This is a genomic window from Roseococcus sp. GW821-FHT12F05 (assembly GCF_058806835.1).
Genome location: NZ_JBXAQB010000002.1, coordinates 681,358 through 706,624 on the forward strand (window position 1 = coordinate 681,358; position 25,267 = coordinate 706,624).

Here is a 25,267-nt window from a genome sequence, read left to right on the forward strand (position 1 = left end):
CAGCCGGCGGTTTTCCAATGATTCAGTTGACGAAGGGGAGATCGAAAGCCTTCAGCAGAGCCTTGGCTTCCTTGTCCGTCTTCGCCGTCGTGACGAACACGATGTCCATGCCGCGCACCTGATCAACCTTGTCGTAGTTGATCTCGGGGAACACGATCTGCTCCTTCATGCCAAGGGCATAGTTGCCCCGGCCGTCGAAGCCACGGTTGCCCGGGATACCGCGGAAGTCGCGGACGCGCGGGAGCGCGATCGTGACCAGGCGGTCCAGGAACTCGTACATGCGCGCCTTGCGGAGCGTGACCTTGCAGCCGATCGCCTGGCCCTCGCGGATCTTGAAGCCGGCGATCGCCTTCTTCGCCCGCGTGCGGACCGGCTTCTGGCCGGAGATCAGCGTGAGGTCGGCGACGGCGGCGTCCAGCTTCTTCTGGTCGCCCGCGGCCTCACCCACGCCCATGTTGATCACGATCTTCTCGAGCTTCGGCACTTCCATCACGTTCGCGTAGCCGAACTCCTCCTGGAGCTTCGCCTTCACGGTCGTGTTGTAAAGCGCCTGCAGGCGCGTCAGCCCCTCGGGTGCGGCCTTCGCAGCGCCGGCGGCGGCCGGAATGGCCTCCACGCGGCGGCTCGTCGTGTCGACTTCCGGCTTCTTCGCGCCAGAGGTCGGCTTGCTGGCCGGCTTGTTCTTGTTGCCGGGCGCGTTGCCCTTCTTCGTCCCGCTCATGCGTCGAGCACCTCACCAGAGCCCTTGGCCACGCGGACCTTCTTCCCGTCGTCCAGGACGCGGAAGCCGACGCGGGTGGGCTTGTCCGTCTTCGGATCGATCAGCGCGAGGTTCGAGAGGTCGATCTTGGCCTCCACGGAGACGATGCCCCCGGTCTCGCCCACGCGCGTCTGCTTCGTGTGCTTCTTGACCAGGTGAACGCCCTGAACCACCGCGCGGTTCTCGGTCGGGATCACGCGGAGGACTTCCCCACGCTTGCCCTTGTCGCGACCGGAGAGCACGTGCACCCGGTCGCCCTTCTTGATCTTGGCGGCCATGATTACAGGACCTCCGGCGCCAGCGAGATGATCTTCATGAACTTGCGCGCGCGCAGCTCGCGGACCACCGGTCCGAAGATGCGCGTGCCGATCGGCTCGCCGGCCTTGTTGATGAGGACGGCGGCGTTCCGGTCGAAGCGGATCGCCGAGCCGTCGGCGCGGCGGACGGGATAGGCCGTGCGCACGATGACCGCGCGCTCGACCGAGCCCTTCTTCACCTTGCCCCGGGGAATGGCCTCCTGCACGGCCACGACGATGATGTCGCCGACCGAGGCGGTCTTCCGCTTGGAGCCGCCCAGCACCTTGATGCACTGGACACGACGCGCGCCGGAGTTGTCGGCGACGTCCAGATTGGCCTCGACGCCGATCATGCCGGAACTCCCTGGCTGGCTTCAGCCGCGAGGGCCTCGCCGTTGCGCGCGATCACGAGCCAGGCCTTCCGCTTGCTCAGCGGCGGGCACTCCTCGATGGAGACGAGATCGCCCTCCTTGCAGAGGTTGAGCTCGTCATGCGCGGCGTACTTCTTCGAGCGCCGGATGAACTTCTTGTAGAGCGGGTGCATCACGCGACGTTCGATCAAGACGGTGACCGTCTTGTCCATCTTGTCGCTGACGACCCGTCCGGTGAGGACGCGCTTCGGCATGGCCGGGGTCTCCTCTATGCCTTGGCGGCCGTGCGCGAACGCTCGGCCAGGACGGTTTTCACACGGGCGATATCACGACGGACCAGCTGAATGCGGCCCGTCGCCTCCAGCTGCCCGGTGGCACGCTGGAAGCGAAGATTGAACTGCTCCTTGCGGAGGTCGATCAGCAGGCCGCTGAGCTCGTCCTCCGACTTGGTGCGGATATCCACGATCTTGGTCATGTCAGGCCTCCGCGCCGCCGAGGCGCGCAACGATCTTGGTGCGGATCGGCAGCTTGGCGGCGCCGAGGGTCAGCGCCTCCTTGGCCGTCTCGAGCGGCACGCCGTCGATCTCGAACATGATGCGGCCGGGCTTCACCCGGGCCACCCAGAACTCGGGCGCACCCTTGCCGGAGCCCATGCGGACCTCGGCGGGCTTGGTCGAGACCGGCACGTCCGGGAAGACGCGGATCCATACACGGCCCGCGCGCTTCATGGCGCGCGTGATGGCACGGCGCGCGGCCTCGATCTGGCGCGCAGTGACGCGCTCCGGCTCGAGGGCCTTCAGGCCGTAGCCGCCGAAGGACAGCGTGAAGCCGCCCTTGGCAACGCCCTTGATCCGGCCCTTGTGGGCCTTCCGGTAATTGGTTCGCTTCGGCTGCAACATCTCAGTTCACCTTAACGCTGCGGCGCTTGTTCTTGAGCGCGCTTGTCCTGCGCACTCGGATCGTGGGCCATGATCTCGCCCTTGAAGATCCACACCTTCACGCCACAGGTGCCATAGGTCGTCTTCGCCGTCGCGACGCCGTAGTCGATGTCGGCGCGCAGCGTGTGCAGCGGCACGCGGCCCTCGCGGTACCACTCCATGCGCGCGATCTCGGCGCCGCCGAGGCGGCCGGAGCAGTTGATCCGGATGCCGAGCGCACCCAGGCGCATCGCGGACTGCACGGCGCGCTTCATCGCGCGGCGGAAGGCCACGCGGCGCTCCAGCTGCTGGGCGATGCTCTCGGCCACGAGAACCGCGTCGAGCTCCGGCTTGCGGATCTCGAGGATGTTCAGCGAGACCTCGGCGCCGGCCTTGGCCGACAGCTCCTTGCGGAGGCTGTCGATGTCGGCGCCCTTCTTGCCGATCACGACGCCCGGGCGGGCGGCATGGATGGTCACGCGCGGCTTCTTGGCCGGACGCTCCACCACCACCTTCGACACGCCGGCCGACTTCAGGCGATCCTTCAGCGTCTCGCGGAGCTGCAGGTCGTCATGCAGCTGCTTGGCGTAGCCGCGATCGGCGTACCAGCGGCTGTCCCAGGTCCGGTTGATGCCGAGCCGCAGGCCGATCGGATTGACTTTGTGACCCATTACGCGGCCCCCACTTCGTTCGACGCCGCCGGCGCCTGCTGCTCGGCCACCACGATCTTGAGGTGGCTGAACCACTTCTCGATGCGCGAGGACTTGCCACGACCACGCGCGGCAAAGCGCTTCATCACGATGGAACGACCAACTTCGGCCTTGGACACGACGAGGCGGTCCACATCCAGCTGGTGGTTGTTCTCGGCATTGGCGATGGCGCTCTCGAGCGTCTTCTTCACCGTCTGCGCGATGCGGCGCTTGCTGAAGGTCAGCGTCGCGACCGCTTCCTGAGCCTTCGCGCCGCGGATCATCCCGGCGATCAGGTTCAGCTTGCGCGGGCTCACGCGGATGTTGTGCGTGATGGCCTGCGCCTCGGAGTCCGCGAGACCGCGGGGATGCTTCGGCTTGCTCATGGCTTAGCCCCGCTTCGCCTTCTTGTCGGCCGAGTGACCACCGAAGGTCCGCGTCGGCGAGAATTCGCCGAGCTTGTGGCCGACCATGTTCTCGGAGATCTGGACGGGCAGGAACTTCTTGCCGTTGTAGACGCCGAAGGTGAGTCCGACGAACTGCGGCAGGATCGTGCTGCGGCGCGACCAGGTCTTGATGAGCTCGTTGCGGGTGGAGGACCGGGCGGCCTCCGCCTTCGCGAGCAGATAGCCGTCCACGAACGGCCCTTTCCATACACTGCGCGGCATCGCGATCAGCCCTTCGTCGCGTTGCGGCGGCGCACGATATTGCGATCCGTCCGCTTGTTGTTGCGCGTCTTCGCACCCTTGGTCGGCTTGCCCCACGGCGTCACGGGGTGACGGCCGCCGGAGGTCCGGCCCTCGCCGCCACCATGCGGGTGGTCGACGGGGTTCATCACCACGCCGCGCTGATGCGGCTTGCGGCCGAGCCAGCGGCTGCGACCCGCCTTGCCCAGCTCCTGGTTGCTGTTGTCCGGGTTGGACACGGCGCCGATCGAGGCGATGCACTCGCCGCGCACGGTGCGCAGCTCGCCGGACATCAGCTTGATCTGCGCCAGGCCGGCATCCTTGCCCACCAGCTGCGCGAAGGTGCCCGCGGAGCGCGCGACCTTGCCGCCGGCGCCCGGCTTCAGCTCGATGTTGTGGATCACCGTGCCGACCGGGATCGCACCCAGCGGCATGGCGTTGCCCGGCTTGATGTCGACCTTGTCGCCGGCGATCACGACGTCGCCCACCTTCAGGCGCTGCGGCGCCAGGATGTAGGCGATCTCGTTGTCCTGGTACTTCACCATCGCGATGAAGGCCGTGCGGTTCGGATCGTACTCGATGCGCTCGACGGTCGCGGGGATGCCCCACTTCGCGCGGCGCTTGAAGTCGACGATGCGGTAGGACTGCTTGTGCCCGCCCCCACGGAACCGCACGGTGATGCGGCCGTGATTGTTGCGGCCGCCGGAGTGGCTCTTGCCCTCCGTCAGCTGCTTCACGGGCTTGCCCTTCCACAGGCCGGTCCGGTCGATCAGCACCGTGCCGCGCGAGCTCGGCGTGATCGGATTGAAATGCTTGAGCGCCATGGCTTAGCTGAGCCCCGTGGTCAGATCGATGCTCTGGCCTTCGACCAGGCGCACCATCGCCTTCTTCCAGTCAGAGCGCTTGCCGGGACGGCCCTTGAAGCGCTTCGTCTTGCCCTTGACGAGCAGCGTGTTCACCGCGAGCACGTTCACGCCGAACAGTCCTTCGACCGCCTGCTTGATCTCGGGCTTGGACGCGTCGATCGCCACGCGGAACGCGTACTGGCCGACCTCGCTCATGAGGGTGGCCTTCTCGGTCACCAGCGGCGAGAGGATGCACTGGTACATCCGCTCCTTGCTGATGGCGGGCGCCGCCTTCGGCTTGCTCACCGTCGCGCTCATGCCAGGCGCTCCTTGAGGGCTTCCACGCCGGCGCGGGTGACCACCAGCACGTCGTGGTTGAGGATGTCGTAGACGTTGGCGCCCACCGTCGGCAGCGCGTCCATCCCGGGGATGTTGCGCAGCACGCGGAGGAAGTTGGCGTCCACCGTCGCGTCGATGACCAGCGCCTTCGTCCAGCCCAGCGCCTTCACGCGCTTGGCCATGGCGGAGGTCTTCGCGCCCTCGTCCGCGGTCGCGGCGTCGAGCACGATGAGCTTGCCGTCGGCGGCCTTCTGGCTCAGGGCCGAGATGAGGCCCAGGCGGCGCACCTTCTTGTTCAGCGAATAGCCGTGGTCGCGCACGACCGGGCCATGGACCACGCCGCCCTTACGGAACTGCGGGGCGCGCAGCGAGCCCTGGCGAGCGGAGCCCGTGCCCTTCTGGCGGTACGGCTTCTTGGTCGTGCCGGAAACCTCGCCCATGCCCTTGGCCTTGTGCGTGCCCGCCCGGCGCTTCGCGAGCTGCCAGTGGACGACGCGGGCCATGATGTCGGCGCGGGGCGCGGTGCCGAACAGGTCGTCCGGCAGCTCGGCCTCGCCGGCCGGCGCATTGTCCAGCGTGATGACGGAAACTTGCATTGTCCTACCCTCAGACCGTCGCCGCGGGGAACGGCGCTTCGGCCGGACGCGCGTGCTTCACCGCGTCGCGCACCAGCACGTAGCCCCCTGCGGAACCGGGAATGCAGCCCTTGATGAGCAGCAGACCGCGCTCGGCATCATGGCCCGCCACCACCAGGTTCTGGGTGGTGATGCGCTCGACGCCGAGATGACCCGCCATCTTCTTGTTCTTGAAGGTCTTGCCGGGATCCTGACGGTTGCCGGTCGAGCCATGCGAACGGTGGCTGATCGACACACCGTGCGAGGCCTCGAGGCCGGAGAAGTTCCAGCGCTTCATGGCGCCGGCAAAACCCTTGCCCTTCGAGGTGCCGGTCACATCGACCTTCTGTCCCGTCACGAAATGCGCGCCGCTCAGCACGGTGCCGGGGGCGACGAGCGCCTCGGCATCCACGCGGAACTCGGTGAGCTTCATCGGAGCCTCGACGCCGGCCTTCGCGAAGTGGCCGCGATTGGCCTTCGTCACGTTCTTCGCCTTCGCCTTGCCGATGCCCACCTGCAGCGCGGTGTAGCCATCCTTGTCGGCCGTGCGCTGCGCGATGACCCGGACCGCATCGAGATGCAGCACCGTCACCGGCGTCGTGGAGCCGTCGTCGTTGAAAAGCCGAGTCATGCCGAGCTTGCGCGCGATGAGCCCGGTGCGGGACTTGGTCGCCTCTGGGGTCGCCATGGTTCCGTCCTCAGATCTTGATCTCGACGTCCACGCCCGAGGCGAGGTCGAGCTTCATCAGCGCGTCCACGGTCTGCGGGGTGGGGTCGACGATGTCGAGGAGCCGGCGGTGCGTCCGAATCTCGAACTGCTCGCGGCTCTTCTTGTCCACATGCGGCGAGCGGTTCACGGTGAAGCGCTCGATCTGCGTCGGCAACGGGATGGGCCCGCGCACGCGCGCACCCGTCCGCTTCGCGGTCTGCACGATCTCCCGCGTGCTGCCATCCAGCACGCGGTGATCGAACGCCTTGAGGCGGATGCGGATATTCTGGCTGTCCATGGCGAAGTGGTCCGATTACTTCGAGATGGCGGCGACGACGCCGGCGCCGACGGTGCGGCCGCCCTCGCGGATCGCGAAGCGCAGCCCCTCGTCCATCGCGATCGGCGCGATCAGCTCCACGTCCATCGACACGTTGTCGCCCGGCATCACCATCTCGACGCCCTCGGGAAGCTGCACCACACCCGTCACGTCCGTCGTCCGGAAGTAGAACTGCGGACGGTAGTTCGTGAAGAACGGCGTGTGCCGGCCGCCCTCCTCCTTCGTCAGGATGTACGCCTCCGCCTTGAACTTCGTGTGCGGCGTGATCGAGCCCGGAGCCGCCAGCACCTGACCGCGCTCCACGTCCTCGCGCTTCGTGCCGCGCAGCAGCGCCCCGATGTTGTCGCCCGCCTGCCCCTGGTCCAGCAGCTTGCGGAACATCTCCACGCCCGTCACCACCGTCTTCACCGTCGCCTTCAGGCCGATGATCTCCACCTCCTCGCCGACCTTGATCACGCCACGCTCCACGCGGCCCGTCACCACCGTCCCGCGGCCCGAGATCGAGAACACGTCCTCAACCGGCATCAGGAACGGACGGTCCACCGCCCGCTCCGGCTGCGGGATGTAGCTGTCCACCGCCGCCATCAGCTCCAGGATCGCGTTCTCGCCGATCTCAGGCGTCTTGTCCTCCAGCGCCGCGACCGCAGAACCCTTCACGATCGGGATGTCGTCGCCCGGGAACTGGTAGGAGGACAGCAGCTCGCGCACCTCCATCTCCACCAGCTCCACCAGGTCCGGGTCCGCCAGGTCCATCTTGTTCAGGAACACCACCAGCGCCGGAACGCCCACCTGCCGCGCCAGAAGGATGTGCTCGCGCGTCTGCGGCATCGGGCCGTCCGCCGCCGACACCACCAGGATCGCGCCGTCCATCTGCGCCGCGCCCGTGATCATGTTCTTCACGTAGTCCGCATGGCCCGGGCAATCCACGTGCGCGTAGTGGCGGTTCGCCGTCTCGTACTCCACATGCGCCGTCGAGATCGTGATCCCGCGCGCACGCTCCTCAGGAGCCTTGTCGATCTGGTCGTACGCCGTGAACGACGCCCCGCCCGACTTCGCCAGCACCTTCGTGATCGCCGCCGTCAACGACGTCTTGCCATGGTCCACATGGCCGATCGTCCCAATGTTGCAGTGCGGCTTGTTCCGCTCAAACTTCGCCTTGGCCATCGTCGTGCATCCAATTCAAAAGGGGTTTACCAACGCCCGCGCGCGTCAGCGCGCCCTGTCATCTCTTACCAACGGTAGTGGCTGAAGGCCTTGTTCGCCTCCGCCATCCGGTGCGTGTCTTCGCGCTTCTTGACGGCCGTGCCGCGGTTGTTCACCGCGTCCATCAGCTCCGCCGAAAGGCGCTCCTCCATCGTGCTCTCGCCGCGCTTGCGGGCGGCATCGATCAGCCAGCGGATGGCCAGCGCCTGGCGCCGCTCCGGGCGGACCTCGACGGGCACCTGGTAGGTGGCACCGCCGACGCGGCGCGAGCGCACCTCGACGGCCGGCTTCACATTGTCCAGCGCCTCGTGGAACAGGCGAAGCGGGTCGGCATTGACGCCCCCCTTGCGCTTCAGCGTGTCCATGGCGGCATAGACGATGCCTTCCGCGGCGCTCTTCTTGCCGTCGTACATCAGCACGTTCATGAAACGGCTCAGGACGACGTCGCCGAACTTCGGATCCGGCAGGACTTCGCGCTTCTCTGCGCGGTGACGACGAGACATCTCTCAGTTCCTCACTTCGGCCGCTTCGCGCCGTAGAGCGAGCGCCGCTTGCGCCGCTTCGGCAGACCCTGCGTATCGAGCACGCCGCGCAGGATGTGGTAGCGCACGCCCGGAAGATCCTTCACGCGGCCGCCGCGGATGAGCACCACCGAGTGCTCCTGCAGGTTGTGGCCCTCGCCAGGGATGTAGCTCACGACCTCGAAGCCGTTGGTCAGGCGCACCTTGGCGACCTTACGCAGCGCCGAGTTCGGCTTCTTCGGCGTGGTCGTGTAGACGCGCGTGCAGACGCCGCGCTTCTGCGGGCAGCCTTCGAGGGCCGGAACCTTGTTCTGGCTACGGCGCGGCTCGCGCCCCTGCGCGATGAGCTGGTTGATCGTCGGCATGACGCCCCTTCGTAAACCCGTTCTGTGCGATCCGTCCGCCAAACGACACAGAGCCCGACGGGCGCTTTCGCGCTCCGAACGGGCCACCGCGTCAACCCCGGGCCTGAACCGCCTCCGAAGGAGGCCGTGGCGACCGAAGCAAGGCGTTTGAACCAACATGCCCGGTGGTCATCGCTGACCGTCCAGGCGAGTTGCGCGTCTTACTCACCCCCCTGCCCTGAGTCAAGCGACCAGGGGGGTGATTCGCCGGACGGAGGCAGACGCGGCCCCCGTCCTTTCCGCATGCCGCTACTCGGCGGCCGCGGGGCTCGTCTCCGGCTCCGGCAGCGCCGGCGTCGCGGGCAGGCGCCCGCTGTCGCGCTTCGCCGCCAGGATCTTCAGCCGGTTCATCACGGAGCCCGTGCCCGCCGGGATCAGGCGGCCCACGATGACGTTCTCCTTGAGGCCGCCCAGGGTGTCCACCTTGCCGGCCGTGGCCGCCTCTGTGAGCACGCGGGTGGTCTCCTGGAAGGACGCCGCCGAGATGAAGCTCTGCGTCTGCAGGGAGGCCTTGGTGATGCCCTGCAGCACCGGCTCGGCGCGCGCAGGACGCTCGCCCAGCTTCAGGCGCTTCTCGTTCTCCGCATCGAACTCGAAGCGGTCCACCTGCTCGCCGATGAGGTAGGTCGTCTCGCCGCCGTCGAGAATCTCAACCTTCTGCAGCATCTGGCGAACGATCACCTCGATGTGCTTGTCGTTGATCTTCACGCCCTGCAGGCGATAGACGTCCTGGATCTCGTTGACGAGGTAGTTCGCCAGCGCCTCGACGCCCAGCACGCGCAGGATGTCGTGCGGCACGCGCGGCCCGTCGACCAGGGGGTCGCCCGCCTTCACGTAGTCGCCCTCCTGCACCGAGACGTGCTTGCCCTTCGGCACCAGGTACTCGCGCTCGATCGGCGGCTCGTCGCCCATCGGCTCGCTCTTCACGATCACGCGGCGCTTGGCCTTGTAGTCCTTGCCGAACTCCACCCGCCCGTCGATGTCGCTGATGATCGCGGCATCCTTGGGCCGGCGGGCCTCGAAGAGCTCCGCCACGCGCGGCAGACCGCCGGTGATGTCACGGGTCTTCGACGATTCGCGCGGCATGCGGGCCACCACGTCGCCCGCCTCCACGGTCGCGCCGTTGTCCACGCTCAGCACCGTGTCCGGGCTGAGGAAGTAGCGCGCCTCGGCCCCGTTCGGCAGCTTCATGATCTCGCCGCGGGCGTCCTTCATGACGATGCGCGGGCGCAGATCCACCGACTTGGTCGAGGACTTGTAGTCCACCACCACCTTGGAGGTCAGGCCCGTGACGTCGTCGGTGCGCTCGACGAGGGTGATGCCCTCGATGAGGTCCGCATACTCCACCTTGCCCTCACGCTCGGTGATGATCGGCAGGGTGAAGGGATCCCAGTCGGCCAGCTTCTGGCCGCGCGTGACCGCCGCGCCGTCGGTGATCAGCATCCGCGCGCCGTAGGGCACACGGAAGCGCGCGCGCTCGCGGCCGTTGGCGTCCATGAGCGCCACTTCGCAGTTGCGGCTCATGACGATCGGCGCGCCGGAGCTGTTGGTCACCAGCTGGAGGTTGAACAGCTTGGCCGTCGCGTCGACCGTCGCCTCCACCGCCGACTGCTCGGCGCCACGCTGAGCCGCGCCGCCGATGTGGAAGGTGCGCATGGTCAGCTGCGTGCCCGGCTCGCCGATGGACTGCGCGGCGATGACGCCCACCGCCTCGCCCATGTTCACCGGCGTGCCGCGCGCGAGGTCACGGCCGTAGCAATGGCCGCAGACGCCCTGGAGCGACTCGCAGGTCAGCACCGAGCGGATCTTCACCCCCTCGACGCCGGCCTTCTCGATGCGCTCGGCATCGGCTTCCTCGACCAGCATGTTGTTGGCGATGATGATCTCGCCCGTCGCGGGGTCGATCACATCCTCCTGCGTGGTCCGGCCCAGGATGCGCTCGGAGAGTGAGGACACCACGTCGCCGCCATCCATGATGGCGCGCACGTTCAGCCCGCGCTCGGTGCCGCAGTCATCCTCCATGATGATGCAGTCCTGCGCCACGTCGACCAGGCGGCGCGTCAGATAGCCGGAGTTGGCCGTCTTCAGCGCGGTGTCGGCGAGGCCCTTGCGGGCGCCGTGCGTGGAGTTGAAGTACTCCAGGACGGTGAGGCCTTCCTTGAAGTTCGAGATGATCGGCTGCTCGATGATCTCGCCCGAGGGCTTGGCCATCAGGCCGCGCATGCCGGCCAGCTGGCGCATCTGCGCCGGCGACCCACGCGCACCGGAGTGGGACATCATCCACACGGAGTTGGTCGGCTTGCCGATCTCCTGCTTCTGAATCTCCTTCATCATCGCGGAGGCCACGGCATCCGTGCAGCGCGACCAGGCGTCGACCACCTTGTTGTAGCGCTCGCCCGAGGTGATGAGGCCGTCGAGATACTGCTGCTCGAACTCCTTCACCTCGGCCTTGGTCGTCGCGATGAGCCCCACCTTCTCGGGCGGGATCATCATGTCGTTCTTGCCGAAGGAGATGCCCGCCTTGGCAGCGTGACGGAAGCCGAGGCCCATCAGGCGGTCGGCGAAGATCACCGATTCCTTCTGGCCGCAATGGCGGTACACGGCGTCGATCACGTCCGAGATGGACTTCTTGGTCAGCAGGCGGTTGATCAGCGAGAAGGGCAGCGCCGGGTGCTTGGGCAGCAGCGCGCCCATGAGCATGCGGCCCGGCGTGGTGATCACCCGCTCGACGATCGGCTTGTTGTCGGCATCCACCGTGGCGCGGCGGGTGAGGATCTTGCTGTGGATGGTCAGCGCGCCGACCGACAGGGCGTGCTCGATCTCGCCGATATCGGTGATGCGCGGTGCCTTGTCGTCCTCGGCCGCGCGGAACTCCGGCGTGTCGAGGCTGAGGTAGTAGAGGCCGAGCACGATGTCCTGCGACGGCACGATGATCGGCTTGCCGTTCGCGGGCGAGAGGATGTTGTTGGTCGACATCATCAGCACGCGCGCCTCCAGCTGAGCCTCGAGGCTCAGGGGGACGTGCACGGCCATCTGGTCGCCGTCGAAGTCCGCGTTGAAGGCGGTGCAGACCAGCGGGTGCAGCTGGATCGCCTTGCCCTCGACGAGCACGGGCTCGAAGGCCTGGATGCCGAGGCGGTGCAGCGTGGGCGCCCGGTTCAGCATGACCGGGTGCTCGCGGATGACCTCCTCCAGGATGTCCCACACCTCGGGACGCTCCTTCTCCACCATGCGCTTGGCCTGCTTGATGGTGCTGGCGTGGCCGTACTTCTCGAGCTTCGAGTAGATGAAGGGCTTGAACAGCTCGAGCGCCATCTTCTTCGGCAGGCCGCACTGGTGCAGCTTCATCTCGGGACCGACGACGATCACCGAGCGGCCGGAGTAGTCGACGCGCTTGCCGAGCAGGTTCTGCCGGAAGCGGCCCTGCTTGCCCTTCAGCATGTCGGACAGCGACTTCAGCGGGCGCTTGTTGGCGCCCGTGATCGCGCGGCCGCGGCGGCCGTTGTCGAACAGCGCGTCCACCGACTCCTGCAGCATGCGCTTCTCGTTGCGCACGATGATGTCAGGGGCGCGCAGCTCGATCAGCCGCTTCAGGCGGTTGTTGCGGTTGATGACGCGGCGGTACAGGTCGTTCAGGTCCGAGGTCGCGAAGCGGCCGCCGTCCAGCGGCACCAGCGGGCGCAGCTCGGGCGGAATGACCGGCACGACGTCGAGGATCATCCACTCCGGACGGGCGCCGGATTCGGAAAATGCCTCGATCAACTTGAGGCGCTTCACCAGCTTCTTGCGCTTGGCCTCGGAGGTGGTCTCCTTCAGCTCGGCGCGCAGGCGCACGCCGTCCTTGGCCATCTCCATGCCATGCAGGATCTCCTTCACGGCCTCGGCACCGATGCCGACGCGGAAGGCGTCCTCGCCGAACTCGTCCTGCTTGGCGACGAACTGGTCCTCGTTCAGCAGCGAGTGCAGCTTGAGGTCGGTCAGGCCGGGCTCGAGCACCACGTAGGACTCGAAGTACAGGACCTTCTCCAGCTCCTTCAGGGTCATGTCGACCATCAGGCCGACACGGCTCGGAAGGCTCTTCAGGAACCAGATGTGCGCGACGGGCGCCGCGAGCTCGATATGGCCCATGCGCTCGCGCCGGACCTTGGCGAGCGTCACTTCCACGCCGCACTTCTCGCAGACGATGCCGCGGAACTTCATCCGCTTGTACTTGCCGCACAGGCACTCGTAGTCCTTGATCGGACCAAAGATGCGGGCGCAGAACAGCCCGTCCCGCTCCGGCTTGAAGGTGCGGTAGTTGATCGTCTCCGGCTTCTTGATCTCGCCATAGGACCAGGAGCGGATCTGCTCCGGCGACGCCATGGAGATCTTGATCTGGTCGAAAGTCATCGCCTGGCCGGTCTGGCCCAGGATCTTCATCAGCTCGTTCATGCCGCCTCGCTCTCTGCCCGGCGCGCGCGCCGGGCCATGCATGGGGGAGGACGGGGCGCGTCAGGCGCCCCGCCCGTCATACTCAGGACCCGCGGTTTTCCAGGTCCACGTTCAGGCCGAGCGACTTCAGCTCCTTGACCAGAACGTTGAAGCTCTCGGGGATGCCGGCCTCGAAGCTGTCCTGATCGCGGACGATCGCCTCGTAGACCTTGGTGCGGCCGGACACGTCGTCCGACTTCACCGTCAGCATCTCCTGCAGCGTGTAGGCCGCGCCATAGGCCTCGAGCGCCCAGACCTCCATCTCGCCGAAGCGCTGTCCGCCGAACTGGGCCTTGCCGCCCAGCGGCTGCTGCGTGACCAGCGAGTAGGGGCCGATCGAGCGCGCGTGGATCTTGTCGTCGACCAGGTGGTGCAGCTTCAGCATGTAGATGTAGCCGACCGTCACCTTGCGCTCGAAGAGCTCGCCCGTGCGGCCGTCCACCAGCTGCATCTGGCCGGAGGTGTCGAGGCCGGCCTTGCTCAGCATGTCCTCGATGTCCGAGATGCGGGCACCGTCGAAGACCGGCGTCGCGATGGGGATGCCCTTCTTCAGGTTGTCCGCCAGCTCGATCAGCTGGTCCTCGCTCATCGGCAGGATGTCGCGCTCGAAGACCTCGTCGCCGTAGATGTCCTTCAGCTTGGCCAGCAGCTCGTCGCGCACCGCGGACGAGCGCCGGAAATCCTCCACCAGCTCACCGACCTCGCGGCCGATATTGGCGCAGGCCCAGCCCAGGTGCGTCTCCAGGATCTGGCCGATGTTCATGCGCGAAGGCACGCCCAGCGGGTTCAGCACGAGATCGACCGAGGTGCCGTCCTCGAGGAACGGCATGTCCTCCACCGGCACCACGCGCGAGACCACGCCCTTGTTGCCGTGGCGGCCGGCCATCTTGTCGCCGGGCTGCAGCTTGCGCTTCACCGCCACGAAGACCTTGACCATCTTCATCACGCCGGGCGGCAGCTCGTCGCCGCGCTGCAGCTTCTCGACCTTCGATTCGAAGCGCTTCTGCAGCCGCTCGACGGCCGCGTCGAACTCACGCTTCAGCGCCTCGATCTCGACCATCGCCGCGTCGTCGGTCACCGCGATCTGCCGCCAGGTCGCCTTGGCGAACTGCTCCAGCACCTCGTCGGTGATCGGCGTGCCGGCCTTGACGCCCTTGAAGCCGCCGCTGGCCTTGCGGTTCAGCAGCCGCTCGCGGAGCCGGCCGTAGAAGCTGCGCTCCTGGATGGCGCGCTCGTCGTCGCGGTCCTTCGCCAGCCGCTCGATCTCCGAGCGCTCGATCGCCATGGCGCGCTCGTCCTTGTCCACGCCGCGGCGGGAGAAGACGCGCACGTCCACGATCGTGCCGGAGACGCCGGGCGGCAGGCGCAGCGAGGTGTCGCGCACGTCCGACGCCTTCTCGCCGAAGATGGCGCGGAGGAGCTTCTCCTCCGGCGTCATCGGGCTCTCGCCCTTCGGCGTGACCTTGCCGACCAGGATGTCGCCCGGATGCACCTCGGCGCCGACATAGACGATGCCGGCCTCGTCGAGGTTGCGGAGCGCCTCTTCACCCACATTCGGGATGTCGCGGCTGATCTCCTCCTGGCCAAGCTTCGTGTCGCGCGCCATCACCTCGAATTCCTCGATGTGGATGGAGGTGAACACGTCGTCGCGCGCGATGCGCTCCGAGATCAGGATCGAGTCCTCGAAGTTGTAGCCGTTCCAGGGCATGAAGGCGCAGAGCACGTTGCGGCCGAGCGCGAGCTCGCCGAGCTCCGTCGACGGACCGTCGGCGATGATCTCGCCCACCGTCACCCGGTCGCCCACCTTCACCAGCGGGCGCTGGTTGATGCAGGTGCTCTGGTTGGAGCGCTGGAACTTGCGCAGGCGGTAGATGTCGACGCCGACCGTCTGGCCGTCCTCGCCCGTCGCGCGCACCACGATGCGCGCGCCGTCGATCTGGTCGACGACGCCCTCGCGCCGTGCGGAGATCGCCGCGCCGGAGTCGCGGGCCACGGCGGCCTCCATGCCGGTGCCCACGAGGGGCGCGTCGGCGCGGATCAGCGGCACCGCCTGGCGCTGCATGTTCGAGCCCATCAGCGCGCGGTTCGCGTCATCGTTCTCGAGGAACGGGATCAGCGCCGCGGCGACGGACACCAGCTGTTTCGGCGAGACGTCGATGGCCGTCACCTCGCCCGGCTTCACCAGGCGGAAGTCGCCGCTCTGGCGGACCGAGACGAGGTCGCTCAGGAACTCGCCCGTGGAGGCGTCCACCTCGGCATCGGCCTGGGCGACGACCAGCTTCTCCTCCTCCATGGCGGAGAGGTAGCGCGGCTCGCCGACGATCTTGCCGTCCTTCACGAGGCGGTAGGGCGTCTCGATGAAGCCGTACTTGTTCACCCGCGCGAAGGTGGCGAGCGAGTTGATCAGGCCGATGTTCGGGCCTTCCGGCGTCTCGATCGGGCAGATGCGGCCGTAATGCGTCGGGTGCACGTCGCGCACCTCGAAGCCGGCGCGCTCGCGCGTCAGACCGCCCGGGCCAAGCGCCGAGAGGCGGCGCTTGTGCGTCACTTCCGACAGCGGGTTGGTCTGGTCCATGAACTGGCTGAGCTGCGAGGAGCCGAAGAACTCCCGCACCGCCGCCGCCGCCGGCTTCGCGTTGATCAGGTCGTGCGGCATGACGGTGTCGATATCGACCGCGCCCATGCGCTCCTTGATCGCGCGGTCCATGCGCAGCAGGCCGACGCGGTACTGGTTCTCCATCAGCTCGCCGACCGAGCGCACGCGCCGGTTGCCGAGGTTGTCGATGTCGTCGATGGAGCCGCGGCCGTCCTTGAGGTCCATCAGCACGCGCATCGTGGAGACGATGTCCTGCTTGCGCAGCGTGCGCAGATGGTCCGGCGCCTCCTCGAGCGAGAAGCCCAGGCGCATGTTCATCTTCACGCGGCCCACGGCCGAGAGGTCGTAGCGGTCGCCGTCGAAGAAGAGGCCCTTGAACAGCGCCTCGGCCGTCTCCGGCGTCGGCGGCTCGCCCGGGCGCATGACCCGGTAGATGTCCATCAGCGCCTCTTCGCGGTTGGTGTTCTTGTCCACCGCGAGCGTGTTGCGCATCCAGGCGCCGACCGACTGGTCGATGGCCAGCGTGGGCAGCACGTCGATGCCGGCATCCTCGATGGCCGCGAGCTTCGGCTCGGTCAGCTCCTCGCCGGCCTCGGCCCAGATCTCGCCGGTCTCGTAGTTCACGAGGTCGACGGCCACGAAGCGGCCGAGCAGGTCGGTGCGGCCGACCAGCACCTCGGTGGTGCCGGCCTCGACGATCTTGCGGGCGGCGCGGGGCGTCATCTTGACGTCCTTGTCGGCCACGATGGCGCCGGTCTTGGCGTCGATCAGCGGCTCCAGCAGCTTGATGCCGCGGAAGCTGTCGGGATCGAAGGCGCGCGACCAGCCCTTCGGGCCGCGGCGGAACTCCACCTGGCCGTAGAAGGCGCCGAGGATCTCCTCGGCATCCATGCCGCGGATCTCGGAATGCTCCATCTCCAGGCCCTGGGCGGCGCGCTCGACGCGCTTCGCCTCGGTCGCCTCGCTGTCGAGGGCGAGCAGCAGGGTGGAGGCCGGCAGCTTCCGCTTCCGGTCGATGCGGACATAGCAGATGTCCTTGGCGTCGAACTCGAAGTCGAGCCAGGAGCCGCGGTAGGGGATCACACGCGCGGCGAAGAGGTACTTGCCGCTGCTGTGCGTCTTGCCCTTGTCATGGTCGAAGAACACGCCGGGGCTGCGGTGCATCTGCGAGACGATGACGCGCTCGGTGCCGTTGATAATGAAGGTGCCGTTGTCCGTCATGAGCGGCATGTCGCCCATGTAGACGTCCTGCTCCTTGATGTCGCGGACGGAGCGGCTGCCGGTGTCCTCGTCCAGGTCCCAGACGATCAGGCGCAGCTTGACCTTCAGCGGCGCGGCGAAGGTCAGCCCGCGCGCGATGCACTCCTCGACGTCGTATTTCGGCTCCTCGAGCTCGTACTGGACGAACTCCAGACGGCCGCGGCCGGCGAAGTCGTTGATCGGGAAGACCGACTTGAAGACCTCCTGCAGACCCGTGTTCGTCCGGCTGTCCGGATGCGTCTCCATCTGCAGGAAGGTGGCGTAGGAGGCGCGCTGCACGTCGATCAGGTTGGGCATGGGCGCGACCTCGGGCAGCCGCCCGAAGCTCTTGCGAATGCGCTTGCGTGCCGTGAACGACTTGCTGATGGCGTTCATGCGTGTCCCGCTTCCTTAATGCTGGCCTGCGGAGAGATCCCCGCCGCCAAAAATCCATGTCCCCGCAAGCACTTCAGAGGCACCGCGCCCCTGAAACGGCGAGAGGGGCGGCAACCGGACCCGATTGCCACCCACCCCGACTTCAAAACAACTTCCACAGGCGCCGGCGCGGAGCCCCGGCACCTTGTGGACGGCGTTACTTGACCTCGACGGTCGCGCCGTTTTCTTCCAGCACCTTCTTGATCTTGTCCGCTTCGTCCTTGGAGATGTTCTCCTTGACGACCTTCGGAGCGCCCTCGACCAGGTCCTTGGCTTCCTTGAGGCCCAGGCCCGTGATCGTGCGGATCTCCTTGATCACGTTGATCTTCTTGTCGCCGGCGGCGGCAAGGGTCACCGTGAACTCGGTCTGCACCTCGGCAGGAGCAGCGGCGGCAGCCGGACCGGCGGCGGCGGCAACGGCCACCGGCGCGGCGGCGGAGACGCCCCACTTCTCCTCGAGCAGCTTGGAGAGCTCGGCGGCCTCCAAGACGGTCAGAGCGGACAGCTCGTCAACGAGCTTTGCGAGATCGGCCATGTTTGTGTTCCTATGATCTAATGGCTTGACTGTGGCTTGACAACCCCACCGCACCACGCGGCAGGGCGTTCACTGATTCGGCAGTCCCAAAGCGCCCTTACGCGGACGCTGCGATTCACGCCTTCGGGCAAGCCCTCCGGCGATCGCAGCTAGGCGGCTTCCTTGTCCGCGTAGGCCTTCAGCACCCGTGCCAGCTGGCCGGCGGGGGCCTGAACCACCCCGGCAATGCGAGTCGCAGGGGTCTGGATCAGACCCACGAGCGACGCGCGCAGCGTATCGAGCGAGGGAAGTTCGGCCAGAGCCTTCACGCCATCGACGTTCAGCGTCTGGGTCCCGAGCGCGCCGCCCAGGATCTCGAACTTCTCATTGCCCTTGGCGAACTCCACGGCCGTCTTCGCCACCGCCACCGGATCCACCGACCACGCAAGCGCGGTGGGGCCCTTCAGCAGGGAGGAGATGCCCTGGAAACGGGTGCCGTCGAGGGCGCGCGTGGCCAGCCGGTTCTTCGCGACCTTATACGTCGCCCCGGCGGCCTTCATCTTGCGGCGCAGATCGTCCACCGCCGCGACCGTCAGCCCCTTGTTGCGGGCGACGAGCACGAAGGAGGTCTGCGCGAAGACAGAGCCCAGCGAGTCGACGAAAGCGCGCTTTTCCGTACGGTCCAACGTCACGTCTCCGTCGGTGGCCGGAACCTTGTGGAAGGGCCCCGACCGGTTCACACGGGGGCGAGAGGACCATCCCCTCACCCCGTCCGCTGTCGTTGCCGGAAAGCCAAGCCATGCCCGCCGGGAAAATCCCGGAGCGGGCGGATCTCGGTTCCCCGTCTCATGCTGGCGGGCGGATGCCCATTAAGCCCCGAGGGGTGCCTGCAATCTCCGACAGGTCGGCAGGGCCCCGAAGGACCCCGCCTAAGCCGCCCGGGCCTGAGCCCGGGAGGAATCTGGTTTCGTCAGCCGCTCAGGCTGCTCACGTCCACGCTGACGCCGGCGCCCATCGTCGAGGACACGGCCACCTTCTTCACGTAGGTGCCCTTGGCGCCCGTCGGGCGGGACTTCTGGATCGCCTCGACGAAGGCCTTGGCGTTCTCCAGCAGCTTGTCGGCGCCGAAGCTGGCCTTGCCGATGCCGGCATGCACGATGCCGGCCTTCTCGGCGCGGTATTCGACCTGGCCGCCCTTGGCGGCCGTCACGGCGCCCTTCACGTCCATAGTCACGGTGCCGAGCTTCGGGTTCGGCATCAGGCCGCGCGGGCCCAGCACCTTACCGAGGCGGCCGACCAGGGCCATCATGTCCGGCGTGGCGATGCAGCGGTCGAAGTCGATCTTGCCTTCCTGCACCAGGGCGGCGAGGTCGTCCGCGCCCACCACATCGGCGCCGGCGGCCTTGGCCTCCTCGGCCTTCGGGCCGCGGGCGAAGACGCCCACGCGGACCGTCTTGCCGGTGCCGTTGGGCAGGCCGACCATGCCGCGGACCATCTGGTCGGCGTGGCGCGGGTCGATGCCGAGGTTCATCGAGATCTCGATGGTCTCGTCGAACTTGGCCTTGGCATTGGCCTTGGCCAGCGAGATCGCCTCGGCGAGGGGATAGGCCTTGTTCGGCGCGACGGTCGCGGCCAGGGCCTTCATGCGCTTCGTGAGCTTGGCCATCGGATCAGCCCTCCACCACGGTCATGCCCATCGAACGGGCGGATCCGGCCAGCATGCGCACCGCACTCTCGATATCCGTGCAGTTCATGTCCTTCATCTTGACCGCGGCGATCTCGGCCAGCTGGGACTTGGTCACGCGCCCGGAGGTCGCGCCCTTGCCCGGCGTCAGGCTGCCCTTCTCGATCTTCGCGGCCTTCATGAGGAAATAGGTGTTGGGCGGCGTCTTGGTGATGAAGGAGAAGCTGCGGTCGCTGTAGGCGGTGATGACGACCGGCGTCGGGGTGCCGGGCTCCATCTGCTGCGTGGCCGCGTTGAATTCCTTCACGAACTGCATGATGTTCAGGCCGCGCTGACCGAGCGCGGGGCCGACGGGCGGCGAGGGGTTCGCCTTGCCGGCCGGGATCTGCAGCTTGATGTAGCCGGCGATCTTCTTTGCCATACCAATAAAGTCCTCTCATAGTTCCGACGGGCCTTCGGCCCGCGGAGTTCCGACGAGCCATTCGGCCAGCGGAGGTGGAGAGACCCGCGGTGCTGACGGCCCGGCGGCGTAGTCGTGCCGCAGGACCTCCCGCGTTTCTCTACGGCCGAGGAGCGAAGCCCCTCACCGGAAGGCGCGCGTCTACAGGCAAGCGCAGCCGCTGTCGAGTCCTCATCTAGGCTGCGTCACGCTCGATCACCAGGGGATGGCCATGCGTCAGCAGCATGGCCTGCTCCGCCGGGAGCGCGCGCCCCAGCAGCCAGCCCTGCCCCATGTCGCAGCCGAGCCGGCCCAGGAACTCCACATCCACCTCCTCCTCGATGCCCTCGGCCACAACGGGCAGGCCCAGGCTCTCCCCCAGCCCGATGATCGCCGCCACGATTTTTCTCGCCCCCGTGTCGGAGGCCATGGCCCGCACGAAGCCCGCATCGATCTTGATCACGTCGAAGGGCAGCGCCTGGAGCTCCCGCAGGCCGGAATGGCCGGTCCCGAAGTCGTCCAGCGCCAGCCGCACCCCCAGCGCCTTCAGCTCCGCCAGCATGGCCCGGCCGGCGCTGAGGTCGCCGAGCAGGGCGCTCTCCGTCAGCTCGAGCTGGAGCCGGCCGGGGGGAAAGCCCGTCTCCGCCAGGATGCGCGCCACCTGCCGGGGCAGCTCCGGCTCGGCCAGATGCAGCGGCGAGAGGTTGAAGGAGAGCGTCGGCCGCCCCGGCCAGGCCGCCGCGTCCCGGCAGGCGGTGCGCAGCAGGATCTCGGTCAGCGGGACGATGAGCCCGTTGGCCTCGGCGATCGGGATGAATTCGGAAGGCGCCACGAAGCCCCGGGTCGGATGGGGCCAGCGCGCCAGCGCCTCGAAGCCCACAAGGCCGCGGCCGGCAAGCTCACGGATGGGCTGGTAGTGGCAGGTGAGCGCCTCGGCGGCGAGCGCCTCGCGCAGCTCGGCCTCCAGCTTCATGGCGCCGCGCCGCTTGCCGAGCCGGGGGTCCATCTCCGGGCTGAAGCGCCGGAAGCGCCCCCTCCCCTCCGCCTTGGCGCGGTAGAGCGCGGCATCGGCCCGGCGCATCAGCTCCATGGAATCCTGCGCGTCCTCGGGCGCGATCGCGACGCCCAGGCTCAGCCCCACCCGGACGGTGATGGCGCTGCCCGACCCGTCCGGATGCAGGGCGAAGGGCACGCGCACCACGCCCAGCAGGCGCCGGGCCGCGTCCTCGGCCGCCGCGATGGGGTCCTCGGGATCCAGCAGCAGCATGAGCGCGAACTCGTCGCCCCCCAGCCGGGCCGCGATGCCCTGGCGCTCCACCTCGCGGTCGAGCCGGGCGGCGATCTGCCGCAGGAGGTCGTCGCCGGCGGCATGGCCATAGGTGTCGTTCACCGGCTTGAAGCCGTCGAGATCGGCAAGCGCCAGCATGATCGGCCGGCCGCTGGCCCAGGCCGTGGCGAAGTCGCCGGTCTCCAGCGCCTCGGCAAGGCCGCGGCGGTTGCGGATGCCGGTCAGCGGATCCTTCATCGCGAGGTCGCGCGTGGCCTCCTCGGCGAGGTGGAAGCGCCGCATCCGCCGGCGCCAGAGCTGATGGCCCAGCCCGGCGAGCCCCAGGCTCACCAGCAGCGAGAGCCCTGCCATGGCGAGGAAGCGCGAATCGGCCTCGGCCAGCAGGGGCCGCTGGTCCCAGGCCAGGACGACCCGGCCGACCGGCATGCCGTCCACCCCGGTCGCCTGCCGCGAGAGGACCAGCGTGGGCACCCGGCCCATCCCGCGCGCCTGCCACCATCCGGGCCCCGCCACGGAGCCCGGCCGCATCCAGCGATAGGCCGCCTCGCCGCCCATCCCCTCGACCCGCGCCGCTGACAGCGACGGGTTGCGCAGCCCGATCGACACCAGCGCCGCCTCCACCCGCGGCACGCGGCCGGCGCGCAGCGAGGGGCCGGCCAGCGCCGCCAGCAGCTCGGTCTGCGCGGCCGCGGCGTCGTGGTGGCGGAGCAGCTCGCGCTCCAGCCCCCACCGGCTCAGCCACCAGGCGCCGGCGAGCTGCGCCAGGACCAGCCCCAAGGCCATCGCCACGGCCAGGCGCGCGTCCAGGGTGAGGGGCACGCGGCGGCGCATGGGGGGACTCCTGCCAGGTCGAGGCGGCAGGAGACGATGTCCTGGTTAACAAATCCTTACCGGCTGGACGGAAAGGTTTCCCGACCGCATCCTCGCGACGTGTCCAGCGCCGCGCCGCCGAGGCTGCTCATCGGCATCCTCTTCATGCTGATGGCCGGCTCGCTCTTCCCCGTGATGGGCGGCTTCGCGAAGCTGCTGGGGCAGGAATACAGCTCGCTGCAGATCAGCTGGGCCCGCGCCTTCGGGCACATCGTCTTCCTCTCGGCGCTGTTCTTCCCGCGCTACGGGCTGAACTTGCTGAAAACCAAGCGTTTCGGCCTGCAGCTCTTCCGCTCCTCGATGCTCTTCACCTCCAATGCCTGCTATTTCTTCGGGATCGGCTTCATCCCGCTGGGCAAGGCGGCGGCGATCAGCCTGGCGGCGCCCCTGGCGGTGGCGCTGCTGGCCTGGCCCATGCTGGGCGAGCGCACCACGCCGGGGCGCGTCGCGGCGCTGGTCTGCGGCTTCCTCGGCGTGCTGATCGTGATCCGGCCGGGGACGGCGCTGTTCCACTGGGCCTCGCTCTTCATCGTGGCGAGCGGCACGGCCTACGGCATCTACCAGATCCTGACGCGCAAGCTCGCCGGCATCGACCCGCCCGAGACCTCGGCACTGCTCTCGGCCATGGTGGGCGGCTTCGGAATGTTCTTCGTCCTGCCCTTCGTCTGGCAGACGCCCGATTCCTGGCTGGATGTCGGCCTCTTCCTCGGCGTGGGCATCCTCGGCGCGCTCGGCCATTACTGCGTGGCGCATGCCTTCGGCTATGCGCCGGCGAACGTCCTCTCGCCCTTCCAGTACTTTCAGCTGCTGGGCTCGGTCTTCGTCGGCTGGCTGATGTTCTCCGAGTTCCCGGACGCCATGACCTGGGTGGGCGCCGCCGTCATCGTCGGCTCCGGGATCTATATCGGCTGGTCGCAGGCTGTGAAGCGGGCGCCGCCGCACGGCCGCTGACCGTCAGGGCTGCGTCGCCAGCGTCGTGACCTGCGAGGCGAAGGCGTCGAGCTGCGCGCGCATGCCGCCTTCGTCCAGGTCCACGCGGGCGGCGACGACGGGACAATAGGCTGTCAGCAGGTAGTTCACGATCTCGGAGGTCCGTGCTGCCGGATGGCGCCGCCGCAGCCCGTCCACGATGAGGGGGACGCGGTTGCCGAGATCGCCGCTCGCCAGCATCGCGGAGAGCGCGGCGATGTCCTCCGCGCTTTCCCGGATGACGTCCTGGCCGCCGGCCTGGGGGGCCGGACATTCCAGCGCGAGCGCCGGCGTGTGGGCGCCCAGGGCCAGGATCAGCGCGGCGGCGGCAAGCGGGCGCCGCGCGGGCCGTGGCGATGGGCTGCGCATGCGGGACACGGCGCCCTCCCCCCTCAGCTCTTCACCTGCAGCAGGGTGACGTCGAAGGGGAAGCTGCGCGTCTCGTTGTTGGCGCCCTCGACCACCACGACGCCCTTGACGAAGTCGACGGCGACCACCCGCCGGGCGGCGAAGAGCTGGGAGACGGTGTTCAGCAGCATCGTCTCCATCACGCCGCGGACCGTGTTGCCGCCCGTCGCGCGCTGCTCCACCTGGGCGCGGACCGCCGGGCTCAGATAGGCGAGCTCCGCCTGCGCCTGGGCCGCCGTCGGCGAGGCGATGCCGGAGAGCACCTGCCGCTCCTGCTGCGGGGTCGGCTGGGCCTGTCCGGCCGCGGGGATCACGGTGGCGGCGCCTGCGGTCAGGAGGGCCGTCGCAAGGAGCATTCGGGGGGTCATGGCACGTCCTTTCTTCCTGGGGACGGACCCGGCGGGGCGCCGATGCGCCACGCCAGGTTCCGGCCCGGGGACGTACGACGCTCCCTGCCGCCCGGTCTTTCGAACTCGCAGGATTATTGCGAGTGACACTGATCGCGATGAGGGCCGGCCTGTCGAAGCCGGCCGCGCCGCGGGTGCTAGAGCTTCTCGACCTGGCTGTATTCCAGCTCGACCGGCGTGGAGCGGCCGAAGATCGAGACGCTGACCTTGAGGCGGCCCTTCTCCTCGTCGACCTCCTCCACCGTGCCGTTGAAGCTGGTGAAGGGACCGTCGGAGACGCGGACCTGCTCGCCCACCTCGAAGAGCACGGCCGGGCGGCGGGGCTTCTCGGCGCCCTCGACCATGGCGTTGACGATGCGCATCGCCTCGGCTTCGGTGATGGGTTGCGGCTTGTTGCGCGCGCCGAGGAAGCCCGTGACCTTCGGCGTGTCGCGCACGAGGTGCCAGGTGTCGTCGGTCATCTCCATCTTCACCAGCACGTAGCCGGGGAAGAACTTTCGTTCCGTATCGACCTTCTGGCCACGGCGGACTTCGACGACCTGCTCGGTGGGGACCAGGATGTCCTCGATGCGGTCGGCGAGGCCGGACTGGGCGGCCTGCGCGCGGATCTGCTCGGCGATCTTCTTCTCGAAGCCCGAATAGACATGCACGACATACCAACGCTTATCGGCCATCGGCCCAAACCTCGCTTCGCCCTCCGCGGGCCGCAAGGCCCGTCGGAATCAACGACTGAATTGTTGCGCCTTTGCTAAAGCCCGAAGACCCAGCGCATGGCAAGCTGGATCAGCTGATCCGTCACCAGGAAGAAGATGGCCGCCAGCGAGGACAGGGCCAGGACGAGGCCGGTCGTGATCAGCGTCTCCCGGCGCGAGGGCCAGGTGACCTTCGCAACCTCCTGCCGGACTTCCCGGGAGAACTGGACGGGATTGAGCTTGGCCAAAACTTCGTGTTCCTGACTGTGCCCCCCAAGAAACCCCCTGGGCGGCGGCCCCCTGAAAGCATGTCGGCGGCCGCCTTGCAATGCGTGCCGCCGGATCAGGGCCTTTGGCGGGGCCGATTCACGCCGCCGGCGGCGACCGGACCCGGGGAGATCTGGCAGGGGTGGAGGGTCTCGAACCCCCAACCTCCGGTTTTGGAGACCGGCGCTCTAGCCAATTGAGCTACACCCCTAGTTCCGTCCGGCGTGCCCTCCGGCCGATTCACGCTTCAGGTCGAAGGAACCCGAAGCGATCGGACGGCGGGGCCGAACGGATAAAC

Annotated in this window: 29 protein-coding genes and 1 tRNA gene; 1 reads left to right on the forward strand and 29 read right to left on the reverse strand. The window is 68.0% G+C overall.

Translation table 11 applies throughout. The features are described from left to right. Positions 1-22 precede the first annotated feature (22 nt). The 24 genes from rplE to AC1ROY_RS08205 form a co-directional block, all read right to left on the reverse strand. Positions 23-565, reverse strand: a complete 543-nt coding sequence (gene rplE, locus AC1ROY_RS08090; RefSeq protein WP_493148368.1) for a 50S ribosomal protein L5 — start codon at positions 563-565, stop codon at positions 23-25. Positions 566-717: 152 nt separating this feature from the next. Continuing rightward, the gene (rplX, locus tag AC1ROY_RS08095; protein ID WP_493148232.1) at positions 718-1,038 is read right to left on the reverse strand and encodes a 50S ribosomal protein L24; all 321 of its coding nucleotides are present in this window, start codon (positions 1,036-1,038) and stop codon (positions 718-720) included. 2 nt (positions 1,039-1,040) lie between these two features. Further along, a complete protein-coding gene (gene rplN / locus AC1ROY_RS08100; RefSeq protein WP_493148233.1) occupies positions 1,041-1,409 on the reverse strand; it encodes a 50S ribosomal protein L14 in 369 nt (122 codons plus the stop codon). Continuing rightward, positions 1,406-1,681, reverse strand: coding sequence for a 30S ribosomal protein S17 (gene rpsQ, locus AC1ROY_RS08105; RefSeq protein ID WP_493148234.1), 276 nt, complete (start codon positions 1,679-1,681; stop codon positions 1,406-1,408). The genes rplN and rpsQ overlap by 4 nt, the downstream gene beginning before the upstream one ends. A 14-nt stretch (positions 1,682-1,695) precedes the next feature. Then, complete coding sequence (rpmC, locus tag AC1ROY_RS08110; RefSeq protein ID WP_493148235.1) at positions 1,696-1,902, reverse strand: 50S ribosomal protein L29; 207 nt, start codon at positions 1,900-1,902, stop codon at positions 1,696-1,698. Position 1,903: 1 nt separating this feature from the next. Beyond that, entirely contained in the window at positions 1,904-2,326 is a 423-nt protein-coding gene (rplP, locus tag AC1ROY_RS08115; RefSeq protein ID WP_493148236.1) for a 50S ribosomal protein L16, read from the reverse strand. 11 nt (positions 2,327-2,337) lie between these two features. After that, positions 2,338-3,015: a 30S ribosomal protein S3 gene (gene rpsC, locus AC1ROY_RS08120; RefSeq protein ID WP_493148238.1), complete on the reverse strand. Its 678-nt coding sequence runs from the start codon at positions 3,013-3,015 to the stop codon at positions 2,338-2,340. Continuing rightward, entirely contained in the window at positions 3,015-3,419 is a 405-nt protein-coding gene (rplV, locus tag AC1ROY_RS08125) for a 50S ribosomal protein L22 (RefSeq protein ID WP_493148240.1), read from the reverse strand. The genes rpsC and rplV overlap by 1 nt, the downstream gene beginning before the upstream one ends. A gap of 3 nt (positions 3,420-3,422) precedes the next feature. After that, a complete protein-coding gene (rpsS, locus tag AC1ROY_RS08130; RefSeq protein WP_493148242.1) occupies positions 3,423-3,701 on the reverse strand; it encodes a 30S ribosomal protein S19 in 279 nt (92 codons plus the stop codon). Between the two features lie 5 nt (positions 3,702-3,706). Then, complete coding sequence (gene rplB / locus AC1ROY_RS08135) at positions 3,707-4,543, reverse strand: 50S ribosomal protein L2 (protein WP_493148244.1); 837 nt, start codon at positions 4,541-4,543, stop codon at positions 3,707-3,709. A gap of 3 nt (positions 4,544-4,546) precedes the next feature. After that, positions 4,547-4,843, reverse strand: coding sequence for a 50S ribosomal protein L23 (locus tag AC1ROY_RS08140; RefSeq protein ID WP_493148369.1), 297 nt, complete (start codon positions 4,841-4,843; stop codon positions 4,547-4,549). A gap of 35 nt (positions 4,844-4,878) precedes the next feature. Continuing rightward, positions 4,879-5,499 (reverse strand): 50S ribosomal protein L4, encoded by a 621-nt coding sequence (gene rplD / locus AC1ROY_RS08145; RefSeq protein ID WP_493148246.1) that lies wholly within the window; start codon positions 5,497-5,499, stop codon positions 4,879-4,881. A 10-nt stretch (positions 5,500-5,509) separates the two neighbouring features. Further along, positions 5,510-6,205, reverse strand: coding sequence for a 50S ribosomal protein L3 (gene rplC / locus AC1ROY_RS08150; protein WP_493148248.1), 696 nt, complete (start codon positions 6,203-6,205; stop codon positions 5,510-5,512). Between the two features lie 10 nt (positions 6,206-6,215). After that, positions 6,216-6,524, reverse strand: coding sequence for a 30S ribosomal protein S10 (gene rpsJ, locus AC1ROY_RS08155; protein WP_131550998.1), 309 nt, complete (start codon positions 6,522-6,524; stop codon positions 6,216-6,218). Between the two features lie 15 nt (positions 6,525-6,539). Further along, a complete protein-coding gene (tuf, locus tag AC1ROY_RS08160; protein WP_493148250.1) occupies positions 6,540-7,727 on the reverse strand; it encodes an elongation factor Tu in 1,188 nt (395 codons plus the stop codon). Positions 7,728-7,792: 65 nt separating this feature from the next. Then, positions 7,793-8,269 (reverse strand): 30S ribosomal protein S7, encoded by a 477-nt coding sequence (rpsG, locus tag AC1ROY_RS08165; RefSeq protein WP_421989513.1) that lies wholly within the window; start codon positions 8,267-8,269, stop codon positions 7,793-7,795. Between the two features lie 11 nt (positions 8,270-8,280). Then, positions 8,281-8,652, reverse strand: coding sequence for a 30S ribosomal protein S12 (rpsL, locus tag AC1ROY_RS08170; protein ID WP_131546751.1), 372 nt, complete (start codon positions 8,650-8,652; stop codon positions 8,281-8,283). Between the two features lie 288 nt (positions 8,653-8,940). Continuing rightward, positions 8,941-13,122, reverse strand: a complete 4,182-nt coding sequence (rpoC, locus tag AC1ROY_RS08175) for a DNA-directed RNA polymerase subunit beta' (protein ID WP_493148253.1) — start codon at positions 13,120-13,122, stop codon at positions 8,941-8,943. 82 nt (positions 13,123-13,204) lie between these two features. Beyond that, the gene (rpoB, locus tag AC1ROY_RS08180; protein WP_493148254.1) at positions 13,205-17,392 is read right to left on the reverse strand and encodes a DNA-directed RNA polymerase subunit beta; all 4,188 of its coding nucleotides are present in this window, start codon (positions 17,390-17,392) and stop codon (positions 13,205-13,207) included. A 196-nt stretch (positions 17,393-17,588) separates the two neighbouring features. After that, on the reverse strand, positions 17,589-17,966 hold the full coding sequence (rplL, locus tag AC1ROY_RS08185) for a 50S ribosomal protein L7/L12 (protein ID WP_493148255.1): 378 nt from the start codon (positions 17,964-17,966) through the stop codon (positions 17,589-17,591). Between the two features lie 149 nt (positions 17,967-18,115). Next, on the reverse strand, positions 18,116-18,631 hold the full coding sequence (rplJ, locus tag AC1ROY_RS08190; RefSeq protein WP_493148256.1) for a 50S ribosomal protein L10: 516 nt from the start codon (positions 18,629-18,631) through the stop codon (positions 18,116-18,118). 284 nt (positions 18,632-18,915) lie between these two features. Beyond that, complete coding sequence (rplA, locus tag AC1ROY_RS08195; RefSeq protein WP_493148257.1) at positions 18,916-19,611, reverse strand: 50S ribosomal protein L1; 696 nt, start codon at positions 19,609-19,611, stop codon at positions 18,916-18,918. A gap of 4 nt (positions 19,612-19,615) precedes the next feature. After that, on the reverse strand, positions 19,616-20,050 hold the full coding sequence (gene rplK / locus AC1ROY_RS08200; protein ID WP_493148258.1) for a 50S ribosomal protein L11: 435 nt from the start codon (positions 20,048-20,050) through the stop codon (positions 19,616-19,618). Positions 20,051-20,264: 214 nt separating this feature from the next. Beyond that, entirely contained in the window at positions 20,265-22,187 is a 1,923-nt protein-coding gene (locus tag AC1ROY_RS08205; RefSeq protein ID WP_493148259.1) for a putative bifunctional diguanylate cyclase/phosphodiesterase, read from the reverse strand. A 99-nt stretch (positions 22,188-22,286) separates the two neighbouring features. Here AC1ROY_RS08205 and AC1ROY_RS08210 point away from each other — a divergent pair, with 99 nt between their 5' ends. Then, positions 22,287-23,177 (forward strand): DMT family transporter, encoded by an 891-nt coding sequence (locus tag AC1ROY_RS08210; RefSeq protein ID WP_493148260.1) that lies wholly within the window; start codon positions 22,287-22,289, stop codon positions 23,175-23,177. 3 nt (positions 23,178-23,180) lie between these two features. Here the strand turns inward: AC1ROY_RS08210 and AC1ROY_RS08215 are convergent, their stop codons facing one another. The 5 genes from AC1ROY_RS08215 to AC1ROY_RS08235 form a co-directional block, all read right to left on the reverse strand. After that, positions 23,181-23,573, reverse strand: a complete 393-nt coding sequence (locus tag AC1ROY_RS08215) for a hypothetical protein (protein WP_493148262.1) — start codon at positions 23,571-23,573, stop codon at positions 23,181-23,183. Between the two features lie 14 nt (positions 23,574-23,587). Continuing rightward, complete coding sequence (locus AC1ROY_RS08220) at positions 23,588-23,971, reverse strand: hypothetical protein (protein ID WP_493148264.1); 384 nt, start codon at positions 23,969-23,971, stop codon at positions 23,588-23,590. 176 nt (positions 23,972-24,147) lie between these two features. After that, positions 24,148-24,684 carry a transcription termination/antitermination protein NusG gene (gene nusG, locus AC1ROY_RS08225; protein WP_213671930.1) on the reverse strand — a complete coding sequence of 179 codons (537 nt, stop codon included), beginning with the start codon at positions 24,682-24,684 and terminating at the stop codon, positions 24,148-24,150. 74 nt (positions 24,685-24,758) lie between these two features. Further along, a complete protein-coding gene (secE, locus tag AC1ROY_RS08230; protein ID WP_165585265.1) occupies positions 24,759-24,950 on the reverse strand; it encodes a preprotein translocase subunit SecE in 192 nt (63 codons plus the stop codon). Positions 24,951-25,103: 153 nt separating this feature from the next. After that, positions 25,104-25,180, reverse strand: a tRNA-Trp gene (locus AC1ROY_RS08235). Between the last annotated feature and the right edge of the window lie 87 nt (positions 25,181-25,267).

Bases quoted from the DNA above. Each gene is read 5' to 3' on its own strand.
- rplN (WP_493148233.1), bottom strand. From the start codon at position 1,409: ATGATCGGCGTCGAGGCCAATCTGGACGTCGCCGACAACTCCGGCGCG.
- rplA (WP_493148257.1), bottom strand. From the start codon at position 19,611: ATGGCCAAGCTCACGAAGCGCATGAAGGCCCTGGCCGCGACCGTCGCG.
- rpsS (WP_493148242.1), bottom strand. From the start codon at position 3,701: ATGCCGCGCAGTGTATGGAAAGGGCCGTTCGTGGACGGCTATCTGCTC.
- rplC (WP_493148248.1), bottom strand. From the start codon at position 6,205: ATGGCGACCCCAGAGGCGACCAAGTCCCGCACCGGGCTCATCGCGCGC.
- rplP (WP_493148236.1), bottom strand. From the start codon at position 2,326: ATGTTGCAGCCGAAGCGAACCAATTACCGGAAGGCCCACAAGGGCCGG.
- rpsL (WP_131546751.1), bottom strand. From the start codon at position 8,652: ATGCCGACGATCAACCAGCTCATCGCGCAGGGGCGCGAGCCGCGCCGT.
- rplK (WP_493148258.1), bottom strand. From the start codon at position 20,050: ATGGCAAAGAAGATCGCCGGCTACATCAAGCTGCAGATCCCGGCCGGC.
- nusG (WP_213671930.1), bottom strand. From the start codon at position 24,684: ATGGCCGATAAGCGTTGGTATGTCGTGCATGTCTATTCGGGCTTCGAG.
- AC1ROY_RS08220 (WP_493148264.1), bottom strand. From the start codon at position 23,971: ATGACCCCCCGAATGCTCCTTGCGACGGCCCTCCTGACCGCAGGCGCC.
- tuf (WP_493148250.1), bottom strand. From the start codon at position 7,727: ATGGCCAAGGCGAAGTTTGAGCGGAACAAGCCGCACTGCAACATTGGG.
- rplV (WP_493148240.1), bottom strand. From the start codon at position 3,419: ATGAGCAAGCCGAAGCATCCCCGCGGTCTCGCGGACTCCGAGGCGCAG.
- rpoB (WP_493148254.1), bottom strand. From the start codon at position 17,392: ATGAACGCCATCAGCAAGTCGTTCACGGCACGCAAGCGCATTCGCAAG.
- rpsQ (WP_493148234.1), bottom strand. From the start codon at position 1,681: ATGCCGAAGCGCGTCCTCACCGGACGGGTCGTCAGCGACAAGATGGAC.
- AC1ROY_RS08205 (WP_493148259.1), bottom strand. From the start codon at position 22,187: ATGCGCCGCCGCGTGCCCCTCACCCTGGACGCGCGCCTGGCCGTGGCG.
- rplB (WP_493148244.1), bottom strand. From the start codon at position 4,543: ATGGCGCTCAAGCATTTCAATCCGATCACGCCGAGCTCGCGCGGCACG.
- rpsG (WP_421989513.1), bottom strand. From the start codon at position 8,269: ATGTCTCGTCGTCACCGCGCAGAGAAGCGCGAAGTCCTGCCGGATCCG.
- rpsJ (WP_131550998.1), bottom strand. From the start codon at position 6,524: ATGGACAGCCAGAATATCCGCATCCGCCTCAAGGCGTTCGATCACCGC.
- rpmC (WP_493148235.1), bottom strand. From the start codon at position 1,902: ATGACCAAGATCGTGGATATCCGCACCAAGTCGGAGGACGAGCTCAGC.
- rplX (WP_493148232.1), bottom strand. From the start codon at position 1,038: ATGGCCGCCAAGATCAAGAAGGGCGACCGGGTGCACGTGCTCTCCGGT.
- rplL (WP_493148255.1), bottom strand. From the start codon at position 17,966: ATGGCCGATCTCGCAAAGCTCGTTGACGAGCTGTCCGCTCTGACCGTC.
- rpsC (WP_493148238.1), bottom strand. From the start codon at position 3,015: ATGGGTCACAAAGTCAATCCGATCGGCCTGCGGCTCGGCATCAACCGG.
- rpoC (WP_493148253.1), bottom strand. From the start codon at position 13,122: ATGAACGAGCTGATGAAGATCCTGGGCCAGACCGGCCAGGCGATGACT.
- rplD (WP_493148246.1), bottom strand. From the start codon at position 5,499: ATGCAAGTTTCCGTCATCACGCTGGACAATGCGCCGGCCGGCGAGGCC.